The organism is Phenylobacterium sp. (assembly GCF_031412415.1).
GTDB lineage: Bacteria > Pseudomonadota > Alphaproteobacteria > Caulobacterales > Caulobacteraceae > Phenylobacterium.
Genome location: NZ_JANOCX010000260.1, coordinates 1 through 16,241 on the forward strand (window position 1 = coordinate 1; position 16,241 = coordinate 16,241).

15 protein-coding genes and 1 pseudogene are annotated in these 16,241 nt (G+C 68.0%); 8 read left to right on the forward strand and 8 right to left on the reverse strand.

What is annotated here, in order from left to right:
• The 6 genes from RMO04_RS12740 to hrcA all read right to left on the reverse strand — a co-directional run.
• The coding region (locus RMO04_RS12740; RefSeq protein ID WP_405041500.1) for a WD40 repeat domain-containing protein at nucleotides 1-1,230 on the reverse strand (1,230 nt) is incomplete at its 3' end.
• Nucleotides 1,231-1,291: 61 nt separating this feature from the next.
• Nucleotides 1,292-2,410, reverse strand: a complete 1,119-nt coding sequence (dnaN, locus tag RMO04_RS12745) for a DNA polymerase III subunit beta (protein ID WP_309645158.1) — start codon at nucleotides 2,408-2,410, stop codon at nucleotides 1,292-1,294.
• A gap of 164 nt (nucleotides 2,411-2,574) precedes the next feature.
• On the reverse strand, nucleotides 2,575-5,034 hold the full coding sequence (locus RMO04_RS12750; RefSeq protein ID WP_309645159.1) for a PAS domain-containing protein: 2,460 nt from the start codon (nucleotides 5,032-5,034) through the stop codon (nucleotides 2,575-2,577).
• A 110-nt stretch (nucleotides 5,035-5,144) separates the two neighbouring features.
• A complete protein-coding gene (locus tag RMO04_RS12755) occupies nucleotides 5,145-6,077 on the reverse strand; it encodes a retroviral-like aspartic protease family protein (RefSeq protein WP_309645160.1) in 933 nt (310 codons plus the stop codon).
• A gap of 137 nt (nucleotides 6,078-6,214) precedes the next feature.
• Nucleotides 6,215-6,832: a nucleotide exchange factor GrpE gene (gene grpE, locus RMO04_RS12760; RefSeq protein WP_309645161.1), complete on the reverse strand. Its 618-nt coding sequence runs from the start codon at nucleotides 6,830-6,832 to the stop codon at nucleotides 6,215-6,217.
• Nucleotides 6,833-6,843: 11 nt separating this feature from the next.
• Entirely contained in the window at nucleotides 6,844-7,914 is a 1,071-nt protein-coding gene (gene hrcA / locus RMO04_RS12765) for a heat-inducible transcriptional repressor HrcA (protein ID WP_309645171.1), read from the reverse strand.
• 95 nt (nucleotides 7,915-8,009) lie between these two features.
• On the opposite strand from hrcA, the gene rph reads away from it, so the two are divergent.
• Entirely contained in the window at nucleotides 8,010-8,726 is a 717-nt protein-coding gene (gene rph / locus RMO04_RS12770; RefSeq protein ID WP_309645162.1) for a ribonuclease PH, read from the forward strand.
• A 276-nt stretch (nucleotides 8,727-9,002) separates the two neighbouring features.
• Here the strand turns inward: rph and RMO04_RS12775 are convergent, their stop codons facing one another.
• Together RMO04_RS12775 and RMO04_RS12780 are read right to left on the reverse strand one after the other, a co-directional pair.
• Entirely contained in the window at nucleotides 9,003-9,242 is a 240-nt protein-coding gene (locus RMO04_RS12775) for a helix-turn-helix transcriptional regulator (RefSeq protein WP_309645163.1), read from the reverse strand.
• Between the two features lies 1 nt (nucleotide 9,243).
• A complete protein-coding gene (locus tag RMO04_RS12780) occupies nucleotides 9,244-9,774 on the reverse strand; it encodes a DUF2975 domain-containing protein (protein WP_309645164.1) in 531 nt (176 codons plus the stop codon).
• A 363-nt stretch (nucleotides 9,775-10,137) separates the two neighbouring features.
• On the opposite strand from RMO04_RS12780, the gene rdgB reads away from it, so the two are divergent.
• The 7 genes and pseudogenes from rdgB to RMO04_RS12815 all read left to right on the forward strand — a co-directional run.
• Nucleotides 10,138-10,737 (forward strand): RdgB/HAM1 family non-canonical purine NTP pyrophosphatase, encoded by a 600-nt coding sequence (gene rdgB / locus RMO04_RS12785; protein ID WP_309645165.1) that lies wholly within the window; start codon nucleotides 10,138-10,140, stop codon nucleotides 10,735-10,737.
• On the forward strand, nucleotides 10,734-11,900 hold the full coding sequence (hemW, locus tag RMO04_RS12790; protein WP_309645166.1) for a radical SAM family heme chaperone HemW: 1,167 nt from the start codon (nucleotides 10,734-10,736) through the stop codon (nucleotides 11,898-11,900). The genes rdgB and hemW overlap by 4 nt, the downstream gene beginning before the upstream one ends.
• Before the next feature lie 24 nt (nucleotides 11,901-11,924).
• Nucleotides 11,925-12,800, forward strand: a complete 876-nt coding sequence (gene rsmI, locus RMO04_RS12795) for a 16S rRNA (cytidine(1402)-2'-O)-methyltransferase (RefSeq protein ID WP_309645167.1) — start codon at nucleotides 11,925-11,927, stop codon at nucleotides 12,798-12,800.
• Nucleotides 12,797-13,171: a YraN family protein gene (locus RMO04_RS12800; RefSeq protein WP_309645168.1), complete on the forward strand. Its 375-nt coding sequence runs from the start codon at nucleotides 12,797-12,799 to the stop codon at nucleotides 13,169-13,171. The genes rsmI and RMO04_RS12800 overlap by 4 nt, the downstream gene beginning before the upstream one ends.
• Nucleotides 13,172-13,184: 13 nt before the next feature.
• A complete protein-coding gene (locus tag RMO04_RS12805; protein WP_309645169.1) occupies nucleotides 13,185-14,000 on the forward strand; it encodes a transglutaminase family protein in 816 nt (271 codons plus the stop codon).
• An 80-nt stretch (nucleotides 14,001-14,080) separates the two neighbouring features.
• Nucleotides 14,081-15,028 (forward strand): glutathione synthase, encoded by a 948-nt coding sequence (gene gshB, locus RMO04_RS12810; protein WP_309645170.1) that lies wholly within the window; start codon nucleotides 14,081-14,083, stop codon nucleotides 15,026-15,028.
• 132 nt (nucleotides 15,029-15,160) lie between these two features.
• A pseudogene (locus RMO04_RS12815) lies at nucleotides 15,161-16,075 on the forward strand (YifB family Mg chelatase-like AAA ATPase); the annotation flags it as partial.
• Nucleotides 16,076-16,241 lie beyond the last annotated feature (166 nt).

The following is a 16,241-nucleotide window of genomic DNA, read 5'->3' on the forward strand; positions in this document are numbered from 1 at the left end:
CCCCTTCGCCCCCTTGGGCCGATAGATCCAGGCGGGGATCTGGCGCTTGTCGAAGCTGGCGAAGCGGATAATCGCGGGCTCCGCCATGTCGGCGGACCTCAGGCCCCCCATCTCGCTGTTGGTCCAGCGGGTGAGCTGCGAGTCCAGCAAGTCCCAGGTCCAGACGTCGGCGGGCGAGGTCGACGAGTTCAGTCCGATGGCCAGCCGCAGGGTATCGGGCGAAAACTTCAGGTCCGCCAGCACGCCCACCGGCAAGGTCGGCTGGGGCATGGCGCGGCGGGTGATCACGTCGGCGACCACCACCTTGGAGCGGCCGTCCTCATTGATGGCGTAGGCCAGCAGCCGACCGTTCTCGGAGAGGTCGAAGGCCTCGATATCCCAGGCGCCGCCGTCCGCCACGACCACCTTCCTGCCCGTGGTCAGGTCGTACTCCACCAGGCGGGCGACCTCCGCCCCCTCGTCGGACAGCATCAGCACCCGGCGTCCGTCGGGGGTGAACTCACCGCCGGAATAGGCGACCGGCGTCCTTGAGGGATTGATCCCCGACGACTTGCCCGTGGCCAGGTCCAGGACGAAGGCCTTGCTGGACTGGGCCGAGATGACGCGGCGATAGAGCAGACGCCCGCCATCGGCCGAGAAGGCCACGGGGCCGACCGCGCCCTTGCCCTTCAGCGCCACGCGGCGGGTCTCCGCCTCGCCCGTGCGCATCAGCATGATGTCGTAGTCGCCCTTGCCGGGCGTCACCCGGCTCCAGGCCAGCTGACTGCCGTCCGGCGAATAGACGAAGCCGGTGTTGCGGGTCTTGGGCTCGGTGACCTGCGCCTCCCCGCCTTCGACCGCCGAGGCATAGCCCTGGAAATACTCGTCGCCGCCGGAATCGCGGGCGAAGACGAAGGCTCCGGGCATCACCGGCCGCGCGGTCGCCGACATCACAGGCTCGCCAAAGAAGGTGAGCTGGGTGCGATCGCCGCCCGGCGCCTTGACGTGGTGGATCTGCGGGGTCTGGCCGAACCGGGTGGCGATCAGCATGGTGCCGTCGGCCAGCCAGTCCAGGAACGAGGCCGATCGAGTGTTCTGATAGCCGCGTAGCTGTTCGCGCACGGCCGGCGGGGTTTCCGGCACGTTCTCGGTGACCAGGGCCCCGACCTCGCGCTTGATCACAGGCCCCTGGGCCGCCGCTGACCCGGCAAGCAGCAGCGCGGCGACGCCTCCGATCAACACCCCACGCATACGCGTCTCCGCCCAAACTCCTATGCGGCGGGCCGATAGCAGCGGCGCGCCACCTCGAGGGTCAGACCCGCAGCGGCATCAGCACATACTGGACGTCGGCGTCGGTGGGATCGAGCACCAGGGCCGGGTCGTTCGGACCGCCGAAGCGGAACTCGGCCTGTTCGGCGCCGATCTGGTCGGTGACGTCCAGCAGGTAGCGGGCGTTGAAGCTCAGCTCGAAGGCCTCGCCGTCATAGTCGACCTCGATCTCCTCGACGGCCTGACCGGCTTCCATGTTGCGGACGGTCAGGATCACCTTGCCGGGCTCGATGGCCATGCGAACCGAGCGGCTTTTCTCCGCCGAAATGGTGGCGACGCGGTCCACCGCCTGGGCGAACAGCTTGTTGTCGACCATCATCACCCGGTTGTTGTCCTTGGGGATGACCCGGCTGTAGTCGGGGAAGTTGCCGTCGATGACCTTGGAGGTCAGGGCCGCGCCGCCAAAGTCGAGCCGCACCTTCTGGGCGCTGAGCTGCAGATCGACCGATTCGCCGGCGTCCTCCAGCAGGCGACGGGCCTCGGCGATGGTCTTGCGGGGCACGATGACGCCGGGCGTCCCGGCCGAGCCCTCGGGGGCGATCATCTCGGCCAGCGCCAGCCGGTGGCCGTCGGTGGCCACGGCGCGCAGCTTGGCCACGCCGTTCTCGATCACCGTGTGCAGGTAGAGGCCGTTGAGATAGTAGCGGGTTTCTTCGGTGGAGATGGCGAACCGGGTCTTGTCGATCAGGCGGATCAGATCACCCACATCCACCGGCACCCGGCCGGAGAGGCCGTCCGAGGACATGACCGGGAAGTCGCCGGCCGGCAGGACCGGCAGGTTGAAGCGCGAACGCCCGGCCGAGACGGTCAGGCGCGGGTCCTCGCCCGTGAACGACAGGGAGACATCGGCGCCTTCCGGCAGCTTGCGGACGATCTCGTAGAGGGTGTGGGCGGGCGCGGTGATCTGGCCGGTCTGGTCAACCTGGGCGAAGGCCTCGTCGATGATCTCCATGTCGAGATCGGTCGCCGAGAAGGTCAGCCGGTCGCGCTCGGCCGACAGCAGCACATTGGACAGGATCGGGATGGTGTTGCGCCGTTCGACGGCGCTCTGCACATGCCCCAGCGCCTTGATCAGCGCCGCCCGTTCGATCGTAAGCTTCATGATGTGGTCCGGACCTCCAAGCGCCGGTGCGAGGGAGTCGCCAGCGCCCCCCGACAGGAAGGGACCTGGGACTTTAATCATTTAGGACGCGCGGGGAAGAGGCCCGAGCGCCGGTTTGCCCCCGGGTTCGAGAATATCGCCATCCCGGCAAGCCGCGCGGGCGATCAGCCTTCGATGATCTCGCGGACCCGGGCCGCCAGGGCGTTCATCGTGAAGGGCTTGGTGATCACCTGCATGCCGGGGCCCAGATGGCCGTTTCCGATCACCGCGTTTTCGGCGTAGCCGGTGACGAACAGAACCTTCAGGTCGGGGCGGCCGCCTCGGGCGGCGTCGGCGACCTGACGGCCGTTGATCCCGCCCGGCAGGCCGACGTCGGTGATCAGCAGATCTATCCGAGCGTCCGACTGCAGGACGCTCAATCCCGTTGGGCCGTCGGGCGCTTCCAGGACCCGGTATCCGGCCTCGCCCAGAATGTCGGAGACCAGGATGCGGATTGCCGGCTCATCGTCGATGATCAGCACGGTTTCGCCTTGGCTGGGCGGTCCGGGCCCTTCGACCTGGGACTCGTCGCTCTCAAGCGCGCCGATGAACCGGGGCAGGTAAAGGCACATGGTCGTGCCCTGGCCGACCTCGGAATCGATTCGTACCTGTCCACCGGATTGCCGCACGAAGCCATGGATCATCGACAGCCCCAGGCCGGTGCCCTGGCCAAGCGGCTTGGTGGTGAAGAAGGGATCGAAGGCGCGCGCTATCACCTCCGGCGTCATCCCGGTCCCGGTATCGGTGACGCTGAGCGAGACATACTGGCCCGGCGGGAGCTCACGCTCCTTTGCGGCGCGCTGATCCAGCCACTTGTTCGCGGTCTCGATCGTGATGCGGCCGCCGTCGGGCATGGCGTCGCGCGCGTTGATCGTCAGATTCAGCAGGGCGTTCTCAAGCTGGGAGGCGTCGACGCGGGTGAGCCACAACCCGTCGGCGCCCACCACCTCCACCTCAACGGCGGGGCCGACGGTGCGCCGAACGAGGTCTTCCATGCCGGCCACCAGGCGGTTGGTGTCGGTGGGTCTGGGGTCGAGGGTCTGGCGCCGTGAGAAGGCCAGCAGGCGCTGGGTGAGCGCCGCGGCCCGTTGGGTCGAAACCTGGGCGATGTTGATATAGCGATCGACGTCGCTGAAGCGCCCTTCACCGAGGCGTTTCTCCAGCATTTCCAAGCTTCCGGCGATGCCGGCCAGAAGGTTGTTGAAGTCGTGGGCGATCCCGCCGGTGAGCTGGCCCACGGCTTCCATTTTCTGGGACTGTCGTAAGGCCTCCTGCGCCTGAGCGAGTTCGGCTTCGGCGATCTTCTCCTCGGTGATGTCGCGGCCGGTGCAATAGACCATCCCGTCTTCCGGCACGCCGATCCAGGAAATCCAGCGATAACCGCCTTCCTTGCAGCGATACCGGTTGGGGAAGCGGATCGCCGGCTGGCCCTGCTGGGTCAGGTCGAAGCCTGCCTGGGTGCGCTCGACGTCGTCGGGGTGCAGCAGCTCGAAGATCGACATGCTCGCCACTTCGGCTTCCGACCAGCCGAGCATGGTCTCCCAGGCCGGATTGGATGTCTCGAAGTAGCCTTGGGCGTTTAGGGCGCCCATCAGGTCGGGGCTCATCTGCCATGTCCGACCCCGAGCCTGCGTCCGCTCGATGACCTGACGCTCGAGGTCGGAGTTCAGCTCGCGCAAGCGCGCCTCGCTATCGCGCAACGCGGCGGTGACCCGCGCGGTCTCGGTCACTTCGTATCCGCCGATGAACACGCCGCTCACCGCGTCGCTGTCGTCGCGGATGGGCTCGAAGACGAAGTCTATGAACTGGAGGTCCTCACTGTCGTGCAGGCGCAGCTCCATGCCCCGCAGGACAACGCCCTCGCCCGTCGCATAGACCTGATCGAGCAGATCCTCGAAAGCTTGGCCGGCCAAGTCGGGGAACACCTCGGCAAAGCTACGGCCCACGAAGTCGGTGCGTTCCGAGATCTTGATGTAGGCGTCGTTGACATACTCGAAGATGTGTCTGGGTCCGCTCAGGATGCCGACGAAGCCCGGCATCTGGCGAAAGAGGCGGCGCTGTCGCTCCTGCTCGGCGGCCGCCCGGCGATCGGCCAGCACCCGTTCGGTGGTCTCGACCACGATGGCGATCACACCGGCCGGCGCGCCGTCCTCGCCGAGCACTGGCGAGTAGTCGAGGTTCATCCAGACCTGTTCGGGCGCGCCGCTGCGATAGAGGGTCAGTTCCTGATCCTTGTAGGCCAGCGTGCCCCCAGCCAGGCCGACCTTCATGACGTTGTCGTTGAAGTCGGCGACCTCGGGCCAACCCTCGCGGACCTTGCTGCCCAGCAGTTTCGGATGACGACCGCCGGCGATCACCGAATAGGCGTCGTTGTAGATCATCACGCCGTCAGGGCCCCACAGCATCACGATGGGAACCGGCGACTGGAGGATCAGCCCCGTCGCGGTGCGGAGACTCTGGGGCCACGCTTCAAGCGCGCCAAGCGGCGTCGACGACCAGTCGAACTGCCGTATCAGGCCGGAGACTTCGCTGGAGCTCTTGAGAAAGTTGACGCTGGCTGAACCGGCGAAAGCGCCCTCCGACAATGCACGTCCCCCCTCCGATCACGGTGATCGGGCTCCACTAGATCAGCAAACGCGGAGCGTCGCCAAAAGCTTCATACCTGGCGCAGCCGTTCAGAGAAGGGGGGGCGCGTCTAGGCCTTGGCGTTCTCGGCGATGTCGAACCGAACCGACGACCTGCCGAAGTCCAGTGACACAGTGGTGAACTGGGTCAAAAGGTCGATACCCAGCATCATGGTGGGGGTCTCGTGCAGGTCCCACAGCTTGAACACCGGCACGTCGCTGAACACCACCGGCACATTGCCCAGGGTCAGGCCGCCCAGTCGCATGAACGGCAGGTTGAGCTGTTCGCCGGAGAACGCCTCGCCGGCGATCGACAGCATGCCGACCTTCTGGGACTTGGCGGAAGCGCCGGGATCCATTCGCTCGATGATCCGCCGCAGGGCGGTGTTGCCCAGGGAGAACTGCGAGCCGGAATCGATCATGGCGCTGATCCTGCGGCCGCTGAGGTCGGCGTCGACGATGGTGAGCTGGCCCGACTTGCGGCGGGCGGGGACCACGATCCGGCCCGCGGCGCTGTCTTCCCGCCGCGACTTGGTGATCTCCAGCGTGCGGCCGGCGAAGCCCAGGACCAGACGCTGGCCCTTCAGCCAGTCGATCCCCAGCACGCCATCAATGCCGAAGCCCGCCATCGGCAGGATCGGCGCCTCGACGCCGCGCCGGGTTCGCGTTCCGATATCGAGCTGGTCGATCATGACGCTGGCCCGCGACCGGGGCCCGACGATGGTGTGAACGCGCAACGCCCGGCCTCGCGGAAGGGCGAGGGTTTCGGCCAGGCCCTGCGAGACGCACGAGGTGTTGGCGCCGGTATCGACCATGAAGCGGAACGGCCCGCGGCCGTTGATCATCACCGGGGCGGTGACGTGGTCGAATATGCTGCTGCTGGCCGTGTCGACCTGGGTCGGCGGATGGTCTTCCTCGGGAAGAACGACGGGCGCGGCCTCCTGGCCGTAGGCCCAGTTGGGCGCGGTCAGCAGGGCCCCGCCGGCGGCGGCGCCCCACCCCATGATCGCCCGGCGAGTCCCTGACCCTGCCTGCACGTTCCCGTCCCCTTGTTTTCTCAGCAGAGCTTACGCCCGCCGGGGGGTCTGGTCAAACGGCGGGGCTTCGAATTCCCCTTGAAAGACAAAGGGTAACCCCGGTGTTACGCCCGCGTGTCGACAGCCCCGCCGGCGTCGTCGCCATCGTTGGCGGCGTAGGGGTTGGCCGGGGCCGAATTCTCGACGCCTGACGCCTGGGCGCCGGAGCCCTTGGCCGCGACCACGACCATGGCGGGTCGGATCAGCCGGCCCAGCAGTTCGTAGCCCGGCTGCAGGGTCGAGATCACTCCGCCAGCGTCGACCTCCGGCGAGGCCTGCTCCATCACGGCCTGATGTTGATGGGGATCGAAGCGAGTCCCGGCGGCGGGGGCGATCTGCTTGAGGCCATTGCTCTCGAAGGCGGTCTGCAGCGCCTTCTCTGTCATCTCGACCCCGACCACGAAGTTGTTCACCGCCGGCTCGCCGCTGGCGGGCGGGATGGCCAGGGCGCGGCTGAGCGTGTCGGCCACGGTCAGGAGGTCGCGGGCGAACTTCTGGATGGCGTAGGCGCGCGCGTCATTGGCCTCGCGCTCGGCGCGGCGCTTGGAATTCTCCGCGTCGGCGGCGATCCGCAGGATCTGGTCTTTCAGCGCCTGGTTCTCGGCCTGCAAGGCGATCAGTTCGTCCACCGCGGCGTCGGCCGCTTCGTTGAACGCTTCGGCCGGCGTTTGATCGTCGGACATCTTCTATTCCTTCATCCGTTCGCGACCTGGGAGAGCACGCGGGCGGTATAGTCCACCAGCGGGATCACCCGGGCATAGTTGAGGCGGGCGGGCCCGATCACGCCGATCGCGCCCAGCACCTTTTGACGGCCCGTCATATAGGGCGCGGCGATCACGGCGGAACCCGAAAGCGAAAACAACCGCGTTTCGGCGCCAATGAAGATCCGCACGCCCTGAGCATCCCTCACATCGTCCAGCAAGCCGATCAGTTGCTCCTTCTGCTCCAGATCGTCGAACAACATGCGAACCCGTTCCAGGTCGTCCAGGGCGTCGCGGTCGTGCAGCAGGTTGGCGCGACCCCGCACGATCAGCGAACGATCAGCGCCCTCACCGCCGCCCCAGCCGGCCAGGCCCTCCTCGACCAGCCGGGCGGCGACCTCGTTCAGCTGGGTGCGGGCGGTGTCCAGCTCGTGGCGCACCTCGGCCTTGGCCTCGTTCAACGTCCGGCCGCGCAGCCGGGCGTTCATGAAGTTCGAGGCTTCCTGCAGCGCGCTGGGCGTGACCCCGGCGGCCAGCTTCATCAGCCGGTTCTCGACCACCCCGTCCTCGAAGACCATGACCGCCAGGGCCTGGTCGGCGGAGAGCGAGACGAACTCCACATGCTTGACGCCGGCGTCGCGCACCGGGCTGACCACCACGCCTGCGCCGCCCGCCAGGCCCGAGAGGATCGAGGTGGCCTCGTTCAGAGCTTCCTCGAAGTTCATGCCCTTGGCCGTCAGCCGCGCCTCGATCGACTTACGGTCGTCCTCCCCGACATCGCCCACTTCCAACAGGCCGTCCACGAAGAGGCGCAGGCCCGCGTGGGTGGGCGCGCGGCCGGCGCTGACGTGGGGCGCGCCCAGCAGGCCCAGCTGAGTCAGGTCCTGCATGGTGTTGCGGATGGATGCTGGGGACAGGTGCACCCCGCCCTTGGAGAGCGTGCGCGAGCCCACCGGGTCGCCGGTCTCCAGATAGCTCTCCACCACCCGACGAAAGATGTCGCGGGCGCGGGCGTCCAGTTCGGCGAGCGAAGGGCCGGGGGAAAGCAGGGGACTGGTCACGATAGGCGGCGGCGCTCGGTCAGAGCCATGGACGGAACCTCCGTGATCTAGGATAAGCCCGCCGGCGCAAGACGCCAGCACCATCGCCAAGGTTTCCCATGCGCCCGTCCGAACGTACCCCCGACCTGCTCCGCGCCGTCACCCTGGAGATCGGGGTCAACCGCTACGCCGAGGGCTCCTGCCTGGCCTCCTTCGGCCACACCAAGGTGCTGATCACCGCCAGCGTCGAGGAGCGGGTCCCGGGTTTCATGCGCGGCCGCGGCCAGGGCTGGGTCACCGCCGAATACGGCATGCTGCCCCGCGCCACCCACACCCGCGGGCGACGGGAGGCCTCTGAAGGCAAGCAGTCGGGACGCACCCAGGAGATCCAACGGCTGATCGGTCGCTCGATGCGCGCCATCGTCGATCCGGCCGCCCTGGGCGAGCGTCAGATCTCCCTGGACTGCGACGTGATCCAGGCCGACGGCGGCACGCGCACCGCGGCGATCACCGGCGCCTGGGTGGCCCTGCGGTTCGCGACCAAATACCTCATGGAGGAAGGCCTGATCACCAAGGACCCGATCCTGGATCAGGTGGCGGCGATCTCGTGCGGGATCTTCAAGGGCGTCCCGGTCCTGGACCTGGAATACGAAGAGGATTCCAACGCCGAGGCCGACGCCAACTTCGTGCTGACCGGCAAGGGCGATATCGTGGAGATCCAGGCCACTGGCGAGAAGCGCGGCTTCAGCCAGGATGAGTTCGAGGCCCTGTTCTCCCTGGCCCGCAAGGGTATCAGCGAACTCGGCGATCTGCAGAGGATCGCGACGGGCGGTTGATCGCCGCCCGTCCGTAGATCGTTTTAGAAGCTGGTCGGCAGGTAGCGGAAAGCGCCGGCCGGCATGCGGGCGAGTTCGCGGGCGAACGGACCCATCAGCTTGACGATGAAGTTCTCAATGGCTTGAGCCATGATGCAGCTCCTTGTGCAATGCAGCAATTGTTGCAGTGCATATATGAGCGATACCCTAACTTATCAACGGTTAGGTGGAGGTTTTTGACGGGTGCGCTGCAATTTATGCGGCAATCCAGTTGCGGTGCGGCATCCAAACCACGCCCTACAGGTCGTCGTCGCCCTCAGGGCCGTCGTCGGGTCCAGGCTCGTAGTTCAATAGATCGCCCGGCCGGCAATCCAGCTCGCGGCAAAGGGCGGCCAGGGTGGAGAACCGCACGGCGCGCGCCTTGCCGGTCTTGAGGATCGAAAGGTTGGCGATGGTCACGCCCACACGGTCGGCGAGCTCGGTCAGCGACATGCGCCGCTCCAGCAGCACCCGGTCGAGATTCACGCGGATCGGCATCTTAGATCGTCAACTCCGCTTCGCGACGCAGGCGCGCACCTTCGCGGAACACCTCCGCCAGGACGAAGACAACCAGAACCGAGAACCAGGCGGTTAGGCTGAAATTAGGTTCGGCTTCATTGGCGCCGGGCATCAGCCAGGCGCCGACACCCCAGACCGCGTAGCGCAGCACTTCCAGGCCGGCCAGGATCACGCCGATCACCCGCAGGCGACGTACATTGTCGGGGTGGAAGGGGTCGCCGGCCGTCAGCGTCATGAAGATCCGTCGCAAACGCTCGACGATGAACAACAGGCCGGTCATGTAAGCCGCCGCCGCCGCCAGCCCGCCCACCAGGACAGGGCCGAGATTGGCGATCTCCGCGGCGCCGGCGCGCAGCGAGAAGGTGTCGATCAGCTCCGGATTGAAGCTGAGCAGCAGGGCCAGCAGCATCAGCGCGCCCATCAGGATCACCCCGGCCCAGAGGGCGAAGAACACCACATCCAGGATGGTCTTTAGGAAGCTCGACACCGAGCCGGGTCCCAAGGCGCGCATCGCGGCCCTCCGTGAAAGCGTAGCGGCTAGACTAGGCGATCAGCCGCTGCGCCACCACGGCCAGCGTCGGAACCGCCGCCATCAAGACCACCGCCGTCATCAGGAAGCGGTCCATCGCGCTCATCATCGAAGCAAACATTTTCAATCTCCTGTCTCATTGTGCGACGCAACATTTGTCGCGCCCTTCTGAGCAGCAGGAATAGGACCACATCGCTTTTCGATCAACGAAATTATCGTTTATCGATATTAAATCGCTGTAACTTTGTGAACTTTTCGCAATGCAGCACAAGAGGCGGATCGGGGGAGTTGGCGGGGCAAGCCAGGCTCGCCTATGGTCCGCGCGCTCGAAACCCGGAGTCTCCCATGGCCCTCAAGCTCGAACCCGGCGCAAAGCTGGTGGTCGCCACCCACAATCCTGGAAAGGCCCGCGAGCTGGCGGCGATCCTCGACAACCGCTTCGAGCTGGTGACGGCCGGAAGCCTGGGTCTGGCCGAACCTGACGAGACCGAGGCCACCTTCACCGGCAACGCCCTGCTGAAGGCCCGGGCGGCGGCCCAGGCCAGCGGTCTGATCGCCCTGGCCGACGACTCCGGCCTGTCGGTCAGCGCTCTCGACGGCCAGCCAGGCATCTTCTCGGCGCGGTGGGGCGGCCCGACCAAGGACTTCGCGGGCGCCATGCGCAAGGTCGAGGAACGGGTCGAGGAAAGCGGGAGCGACGATCGCACCGCCTGGTTCACCTGCGCGCTGGCCGTCGCCTGGCCCGACGGGCCGGCGGTGGTGGTCGAGGGCCGGGTCGACGGGACGCTGGTCTTCCCCGGGCGCGGCGACAAGGGCCACGGCTACGACCCCATCTTCCAGGCCCTGGGCCACGACCTGACCTATGGCGAGATGGATCAGGTCCTGAAGGACGCCGACAGCCATCGGGCGCGGGCCTTCGCCAAGCTCAAGGCCGCCCTGATTTGAGCCCCGCCCCGCCATTGGGCGTCCCCGGACTGGGGATCTACGTCCACTGGCCCTATTGCGCCCGCATCTGCCCCTATTGCGACTTCAACGTCGTGCGCGCCCGCGGCCGAGAGTTGGAACAGGCCGATCTGGCCAAGGCGATCCTCACCGACCTCAGGGCGCATCGCGCGCTCACAGGGCCCCGCGACCTGGTCTCGATCTTCCTGGGCGGGGGCACACCCTCGCTGATGGACCCGGCCTGGGCCGGCGAGATCATCGCTCTGGCCAAGAGCCTCTGGACCCCGGCCGGCGACATCGAAGTCACGCTGGAGGCCAATCCCACCGACGCCGAGACCGACCGGTTCGCGGCCTTCGCGCAGGCCGGGGCGGATCGACTGTCCCTGGGCCTGCAGTCGCTGCACGACGAGGCGCTCAAGCTGCTCGGTCGAAACCACGACGCCGCCGAGGCGCGGCGGGCCGCCGAGACCGCGGCGCGCATCTTTCCCCGCCTCTCCCTCGACCTGATCTACGCCCGGCCCGGCCAGACGCCCGCCGCCTGGGCCGAGGAGCTGACGGAGGCCATCGCCATCGGCGCCGAGCACGTCTCACCGTACCAACTCACCATCGAGGCCGGGACCGCCTTCGACCGCGCCGTCAAGCGCGGCAGCCTGGTGCCGCCTGACGAGAATCACGCCGCCGCCCTGTTCGACACGACCCAGACGGTCCTGGAGGGCGCGGGCTTCGAGGCCTACGAAGTCTCCAACCACGCCCGGGGCGACGCCGCTCGATCGCGCCACAATTTGGTCTACTGGACCGGAGCGGACTATGTGGGCGTGGGCCCTGGCGCCCATGGACGTCTGACGCAGGGCGGGGTCAGGACGGCGACCTACGCCCATCCCAGGCCCGCCGACTACATCGCCGCCGCCGAAGCAGGTGGGATGGGCGTCGCCACCCGCGAAGCGCTGGACCCCCGCCAGACGGCCGAGGAACGTCTCCTTTCGGGCCTCCGCATCAAGCCAGGCGTTCCCTTCGCCGAGATCGCCGTTTTAGGGCTTTCGCCCCAACACCCCGAGGTGGTCGACCTGACAGCCGCGGGCCTGATCGCCCCTGACGCCGTGCGCCTGCGCGCCACCCCCGCCGGCCGTCTGCTGCTGGACCATGTGACGTCCAGGCTTGCGACCTGAGCTAGAACCGGCGAAGCCTTGCCCATGTCGCGCCATCCCCCGCCGCCGCAACTCTCCGACGCCCCCCTCGCGCCCGGCCTCTATGTGGTGGCCACGCCCATCGGCAACCTGCGCGACATCACCCTGAGGGCTCTCGACGTGCTTTCGGCCGCCGACCTTGTCCTGGCCGAGGACACCCGGGTCACCGGCAAACTGCTGGCCGCCTTCAGCCTGTCGAAGAAGCTCGAACGCTATGACGAGCACGCCGCCGAGCGCGCCGGGCCCAAGGCGCTCGCGGTCCTAGCCGACGGCGGCCGGGTGGCCCTGGTCTCCGACGCCGGTACGCCGCTCGTCTCCGATCCCGGCTTCCGGCTTGTGCGCGAGGCGATCGCGGCGGGGTTCGCCGTCTATCCGATCCCTGGGGCCTCGGCCCTGCTGGCCGGATTGTCCGTGGCCGGACTGCCGACCGACCGCTTCCTTTTCGCGGGCTTTCCGCCGCCCAAGAGCGCCGCGCGCCGCACCTTCTTCGAGGAACTGGCCGGGATCCGCGCCACCCTGGTGTTTTTCGAGGGCGGATCGCGGGTGGCCGCCAGCCTGGCCGACATGGCCCAGGTGTTCGGACCTCGCGAGGGGGTCGTCGCCCGCGAACTGACCAAGCTCTACGAGACGGTCATCCGTGGGCCGCTGGACGAACTTGCCGCCGATCCCCGGATGGTCGCGCCCAAGGGCGAGTTCGTGCTGATGGTCGGTCCCGGCCGCGCCGAGGGCTCGACCGCCGCCGACGCCGACGCCGCCCTGGCCGACGCCCTGACCCGCCTGCGCCCCGCCGAAGCCGCCTCCGAGGTCGCCAAGGCGCTGGGCCTGCCCCGGCGCGATCTCTATCGCCGGGCCATGGCGCTGAAGTCGCAGGCCGTCGAATGAACCCCGTCCGCCGGGCTCGCGGCGCCGCGGCGCGGCTGGCCGGTCGCCGGGCCGAGGTCTGGGCGGCGATCTGGTTGATGGCCAAGGGTTACCGCATCCTGGGCTTCCGCCTGCGCACCCCGCAGGGCGAGATCGACCTGCTGGCCCAGCGGGGTCAGGTGCTTGCGGTGGTGGAGGTGAAGCAGCGCACGACGCTCGAATCCGCCCTCGAGGCCGTCACCGCGACCCAGCGCGAGCGCCTTCGCCGCGCAGGAGAAATGCTCGCATCGCGGCGGCCCAGCTTGCAAAAGCTCGCGGTTCGGCTCGATCTGATCGCCCTCGCGCCCGGCAAGCTTCCGATTCATAGTCGGGACGCTTGGAACGGCGCCTGAGTCGTAGGGACCGATGACCCGAGAAGACGCTGAAACCCTCCTCAGGGAGGCCGGCCGCGCCGGAGACGGCGACTTTCCCCTTCTTGAGGCTGCGATCGCCTGCGCCGTGCACGAGGATCCCGTGCGCGACCCGGAGACCGCGCGAGACCTGGCCCGGATCGGCGTCGAACGCCTGACCGACCGCCTGGCGCATGAAAGCCCGGAGGAGGCCCTGGCCGAGGCCATGGCCGGCGACCTGCGGCTTGGGGGCGACCTGTTCACCTACGAGCATCCCGACAATGCCTGCGTGGTGGCCGTGGCCGAGCGCCGCAAGGGCCTGCCGGTGGCGCTGGGGGTCTTCTACCTGCACGTCGCGCGCAAGTGCGGGCTGAGCGTCCAGGGCGTCGATTTCCCCGGCCACTTCCTTCTGCGCATCGAGACCGCCGAGGGGCCGCTGGCCATGGACCCGTTCAGCGAGGGCCGGGTGGTGCTGCCGTCCGAATTGACCCGGCGCGCCCTGCATGCGGGCCTGACCCCCAATGTCGCCGACCGGCTGGACCGCCTGATGGCGCCGGCCAGTGACCGCGACGTACTGATCCGGCTGCAGAACAACATCTTCGCCCGCGCCCAGAACGCCGGCGACTTCCCCCGCGCGGAGCGCGCCGCCCTGCGCCGGGCCCTCCTGGATCCCGTCGACCACCGCCCCTGGCTCGACGTCGCCGCCGCGCGCGAGGGCCAGGGCGCGCTGGCCGGCGCCATGGAGGCGCTCACCCACGCCGGGTCCCTGGACGGCGGCGCTGCACTGACGGCGCGCGCCCAGCGCGAGCGGGTCCGCCTGCGGCTGAACTGACAGCGCCCTTAGCGATCCTCGCTGGCGCTCCGCCGTCGCCCCGCCTATCTCAGACGCCTTCGCCGTTAGGAACCGAGCCCATGTCGTTGAAGGTCGCCGTCCAGATGGACCCCCTCGAGGCCGTCAACATCGAGGGCGACACGAGCTTCCTGATGCTGGAGACCGCCCAGGCGCGCGGCCACGAGCTGTTCGTCTACACGCCCGACAAGCTGGCCATGGAAGACGGCGTGGTCACCACGCGGGGTCGCTCAGTCACCGTCCAGCGCGTGACGGGCGACCACGCCAGGTTCGGCGACTGGGAGGTCCGCGACCTGGCCTCGTTCGATGTGATCCTGCTGCGTCAGGACCCGCCGTTCGACATGACCTACATCACCTCGACCCACTTCCTGGACAAGGTACATCCCCAGACCCTGGTGGTGAACGACCCCACCGAGGTGCGCAACGCGCCCGAGAAGCTGTTCGTCACCGACTTTCCCGGCGTCCAGCCCCCGACCCTGATCACGTCTGATCTGGAAGCGATCTACGACTTCCGCGCCCGGCACGGAGACATCGTGCTGAAGCCACTGTACGGCCTGGGCGGCTCTGGGGTGGCGCGGCTGTTGGCCGACGACCCGAACCTCGACGCCATGCTGGACCTGCACCGGGCCATCGGCCGCGAGCCAGTGATCGCTCAGAAATTCCTGCCCGCCGTCTCCAAGGGCGACAAGCGCATCCTGCTGGTGGACGGTGAGCCGGTGGGCGGCATCAACCGGGTGCCAAAGAAGGGTCAGATCCGCTCAAACCTCGCCGTCGGCGGCACGGCCGAGGCCGTGGAGCTCTCCGCGCGCGATCTCGAACTCTGCGCCATCATCGGTCCGGAGCTGAAGCAGCGCGGGCTGATGTTCGTCGGCATCGACGTAATCGGCGACTACATGACCGAGATCAATGTCACCTCGCCCACCGGCGCCCAGGCGCTGAAGCGCTTTAGCGGGATCGACGCCACCGAGGTCATGTGGAATCGGATTGAAGCGATCCGCGCCAAGGCTTAGCTTGGGCTTGAAGACACCCGTCCAAGTCGCGGAAACGTCTCACTTTCCCCATAGGTTCTATTTTTGTTCTTGATCCGAGCCGCTCGGCGTGCTGGGCTTGTGGATAAAGTTGAACGGTTTCTAGGGGTTGGGATGGCGTCGCGGGTGGTCACCGTCGCGTTTCAAGGCGTCGAGGCGCGGCGGGTGGATGTCGAGGTCCAACTCACCGGCGGCGATCCGAAGTTCATGCTGGTGGGCTTGGGCGATAAGGCTGTCGCCGAGAGCCGGGAACGGGTGCGCGCGGCCTTCGCGGGTCTCGGCCTGGCCATGCCTTCCCGGCGGATCATCGCCAATCTCGCTCCGGCCGACCTGCCCAAGGAGGGCGCCCACTACGACTTGCCCATCGCGCTCGCGGTCATGGGCGCCATGGGCATCCTGCCGCCGGACGCGCTGGCCGACTGGGCGGCCATGGGCGAGCTGTCCCTTGACGGCCGGATCGTGGCGGTGGCCGGCGCCCTGCCCGCCGCGGTGGCGGCCGGCGCCATGGGACTGGGCCTGATCTGTCCCGAGGCCTCCGGGGCGGAAGCCGCATGGGCCGGCGATACCGCCATCCTCGCCGCGCCATCGCTGATCGCCATCGTCAACCACTTCCGCGGGACGCAGATCCTGTCGCCGCCGAAGGCCGGGCCCATGCTGGATGGTGAGCGAGTCCCCGACCTGCGCGACGTCAAGGGCCAGGAGAACGCCAAGCGCGCCCTGGAGATCGCCGCGGCCGGTGGCCACAATCTGTTGTTCACCGGCCCGCCAGGGTCGGGCAAGTCGATGATGGCCGCCCGCCTGCCCGGTCTGCTGCCGCCCCTGTCGCCGGCCGAGCTGCTGGAGACCTCCATGGTCCATTCGGTGGCGGGACTGATCGCCAAGGGCGCGCTCACCCGCACCCGGCCGTTCCGCACCCCGCACCATTCGGCCAGCATGGCGGCGCTCACCGGCGGCGGCCTGCGGGTCAAGCCCGGCGAGGTCTCCCTGGCCCACAACGGCGTGCTGTTCCTGGACGAACTGCCCGAGTTCTCCGGTATTATGTAGCAGACACACCTAATCCGGTGACGTTATCCGCCACATCGGCGGGCCAACATCACCACATAGGATGTGTGGAAAGACATGATACCGCTCCAACAACGGAGCGACCCCAATGGGGTTAGGAGTTCTGGCGGCGGCACTAAGTGCCCTTGTTCAG

Bases quoted from the DNA above. Each gene is read 5' to 3' on its own strand.
- RMO04_RS12755 (WP_309645160.1), bottom strand. From the start codon at position 6,077: ATGGGGTGGGGCGCCGCCGCCGGCGGGGCCCTGCTGACCGCGCCCAAC.
- rph (WP_309645162.1), top strand. From the start codon at position 8,010: ATGCGCCCGTCCGAACGTACCCCCGACCTGCTCCGCGCCGTCACCCTG.
- gshB (WP_309645170.1), top strand. From the start codon at position 14,081: ATGTCGTTGAAGGTCGCCGTCCAGATGGACCCCCTCGAGGCCGTCAAC.
- rdgB (WP_309645165.1), top strand. From the start codon at position 10,138: ATGGCCCTCAAGCTCGAACCCGGCGCAAAGCTGGTGGTCGCCACCCAC.
- RMO04_RS12805 (WP_309645169.1), top strand. From the start codon at position 13,185: ATGACCCGAGAAGACGCTGAAACCCTCCTCAGGGAGGCCGGCCGCGCC.
- RMO04_RS12800 (WP_309645168.1), top strand. From the start codon at position 12,797: ATGAACCCCGTCCGCCGGGCTCGCGGCGCCGCGGCGCGGCTGGCCGGT.
- grpE (WP_309645161.1), bottom strand. From the start codon at position 6,832: ATGTCCGACGATCAAACGCCGGCCGAAGCGTTCAACGAAGCGGCCGAC.
- RMO04_RS12775 (WP_309645163.1), bottom strand. From the start codon at position 9,242: ATGCCGATCCGCGTGAATCTCGACCGGGTGCTGCTGGAGCGGCGCATG.
- RMO04_RS12780 (WP_309645164.1), bottom strand. From the start codon at position 9,774: ATGCGCGCCTTGGGACCCGGCTCGGTGTCGAGCTTCCTAAAGACCATC.
- dnaN (WP_309645158.1), bottom strand. From the start codon at position 2,410: ATGAAGCTTACGATCGAACGGGCGGCGCTGATCAAGGCGCTGGGGCAT.
- rsmI (WP_309645167.1), top strand. From the start codon at position 11,925: ATGTCGCGCCATCCCCCGCCGCCGCAACTCTCCGACGCCCCCCTCGCG.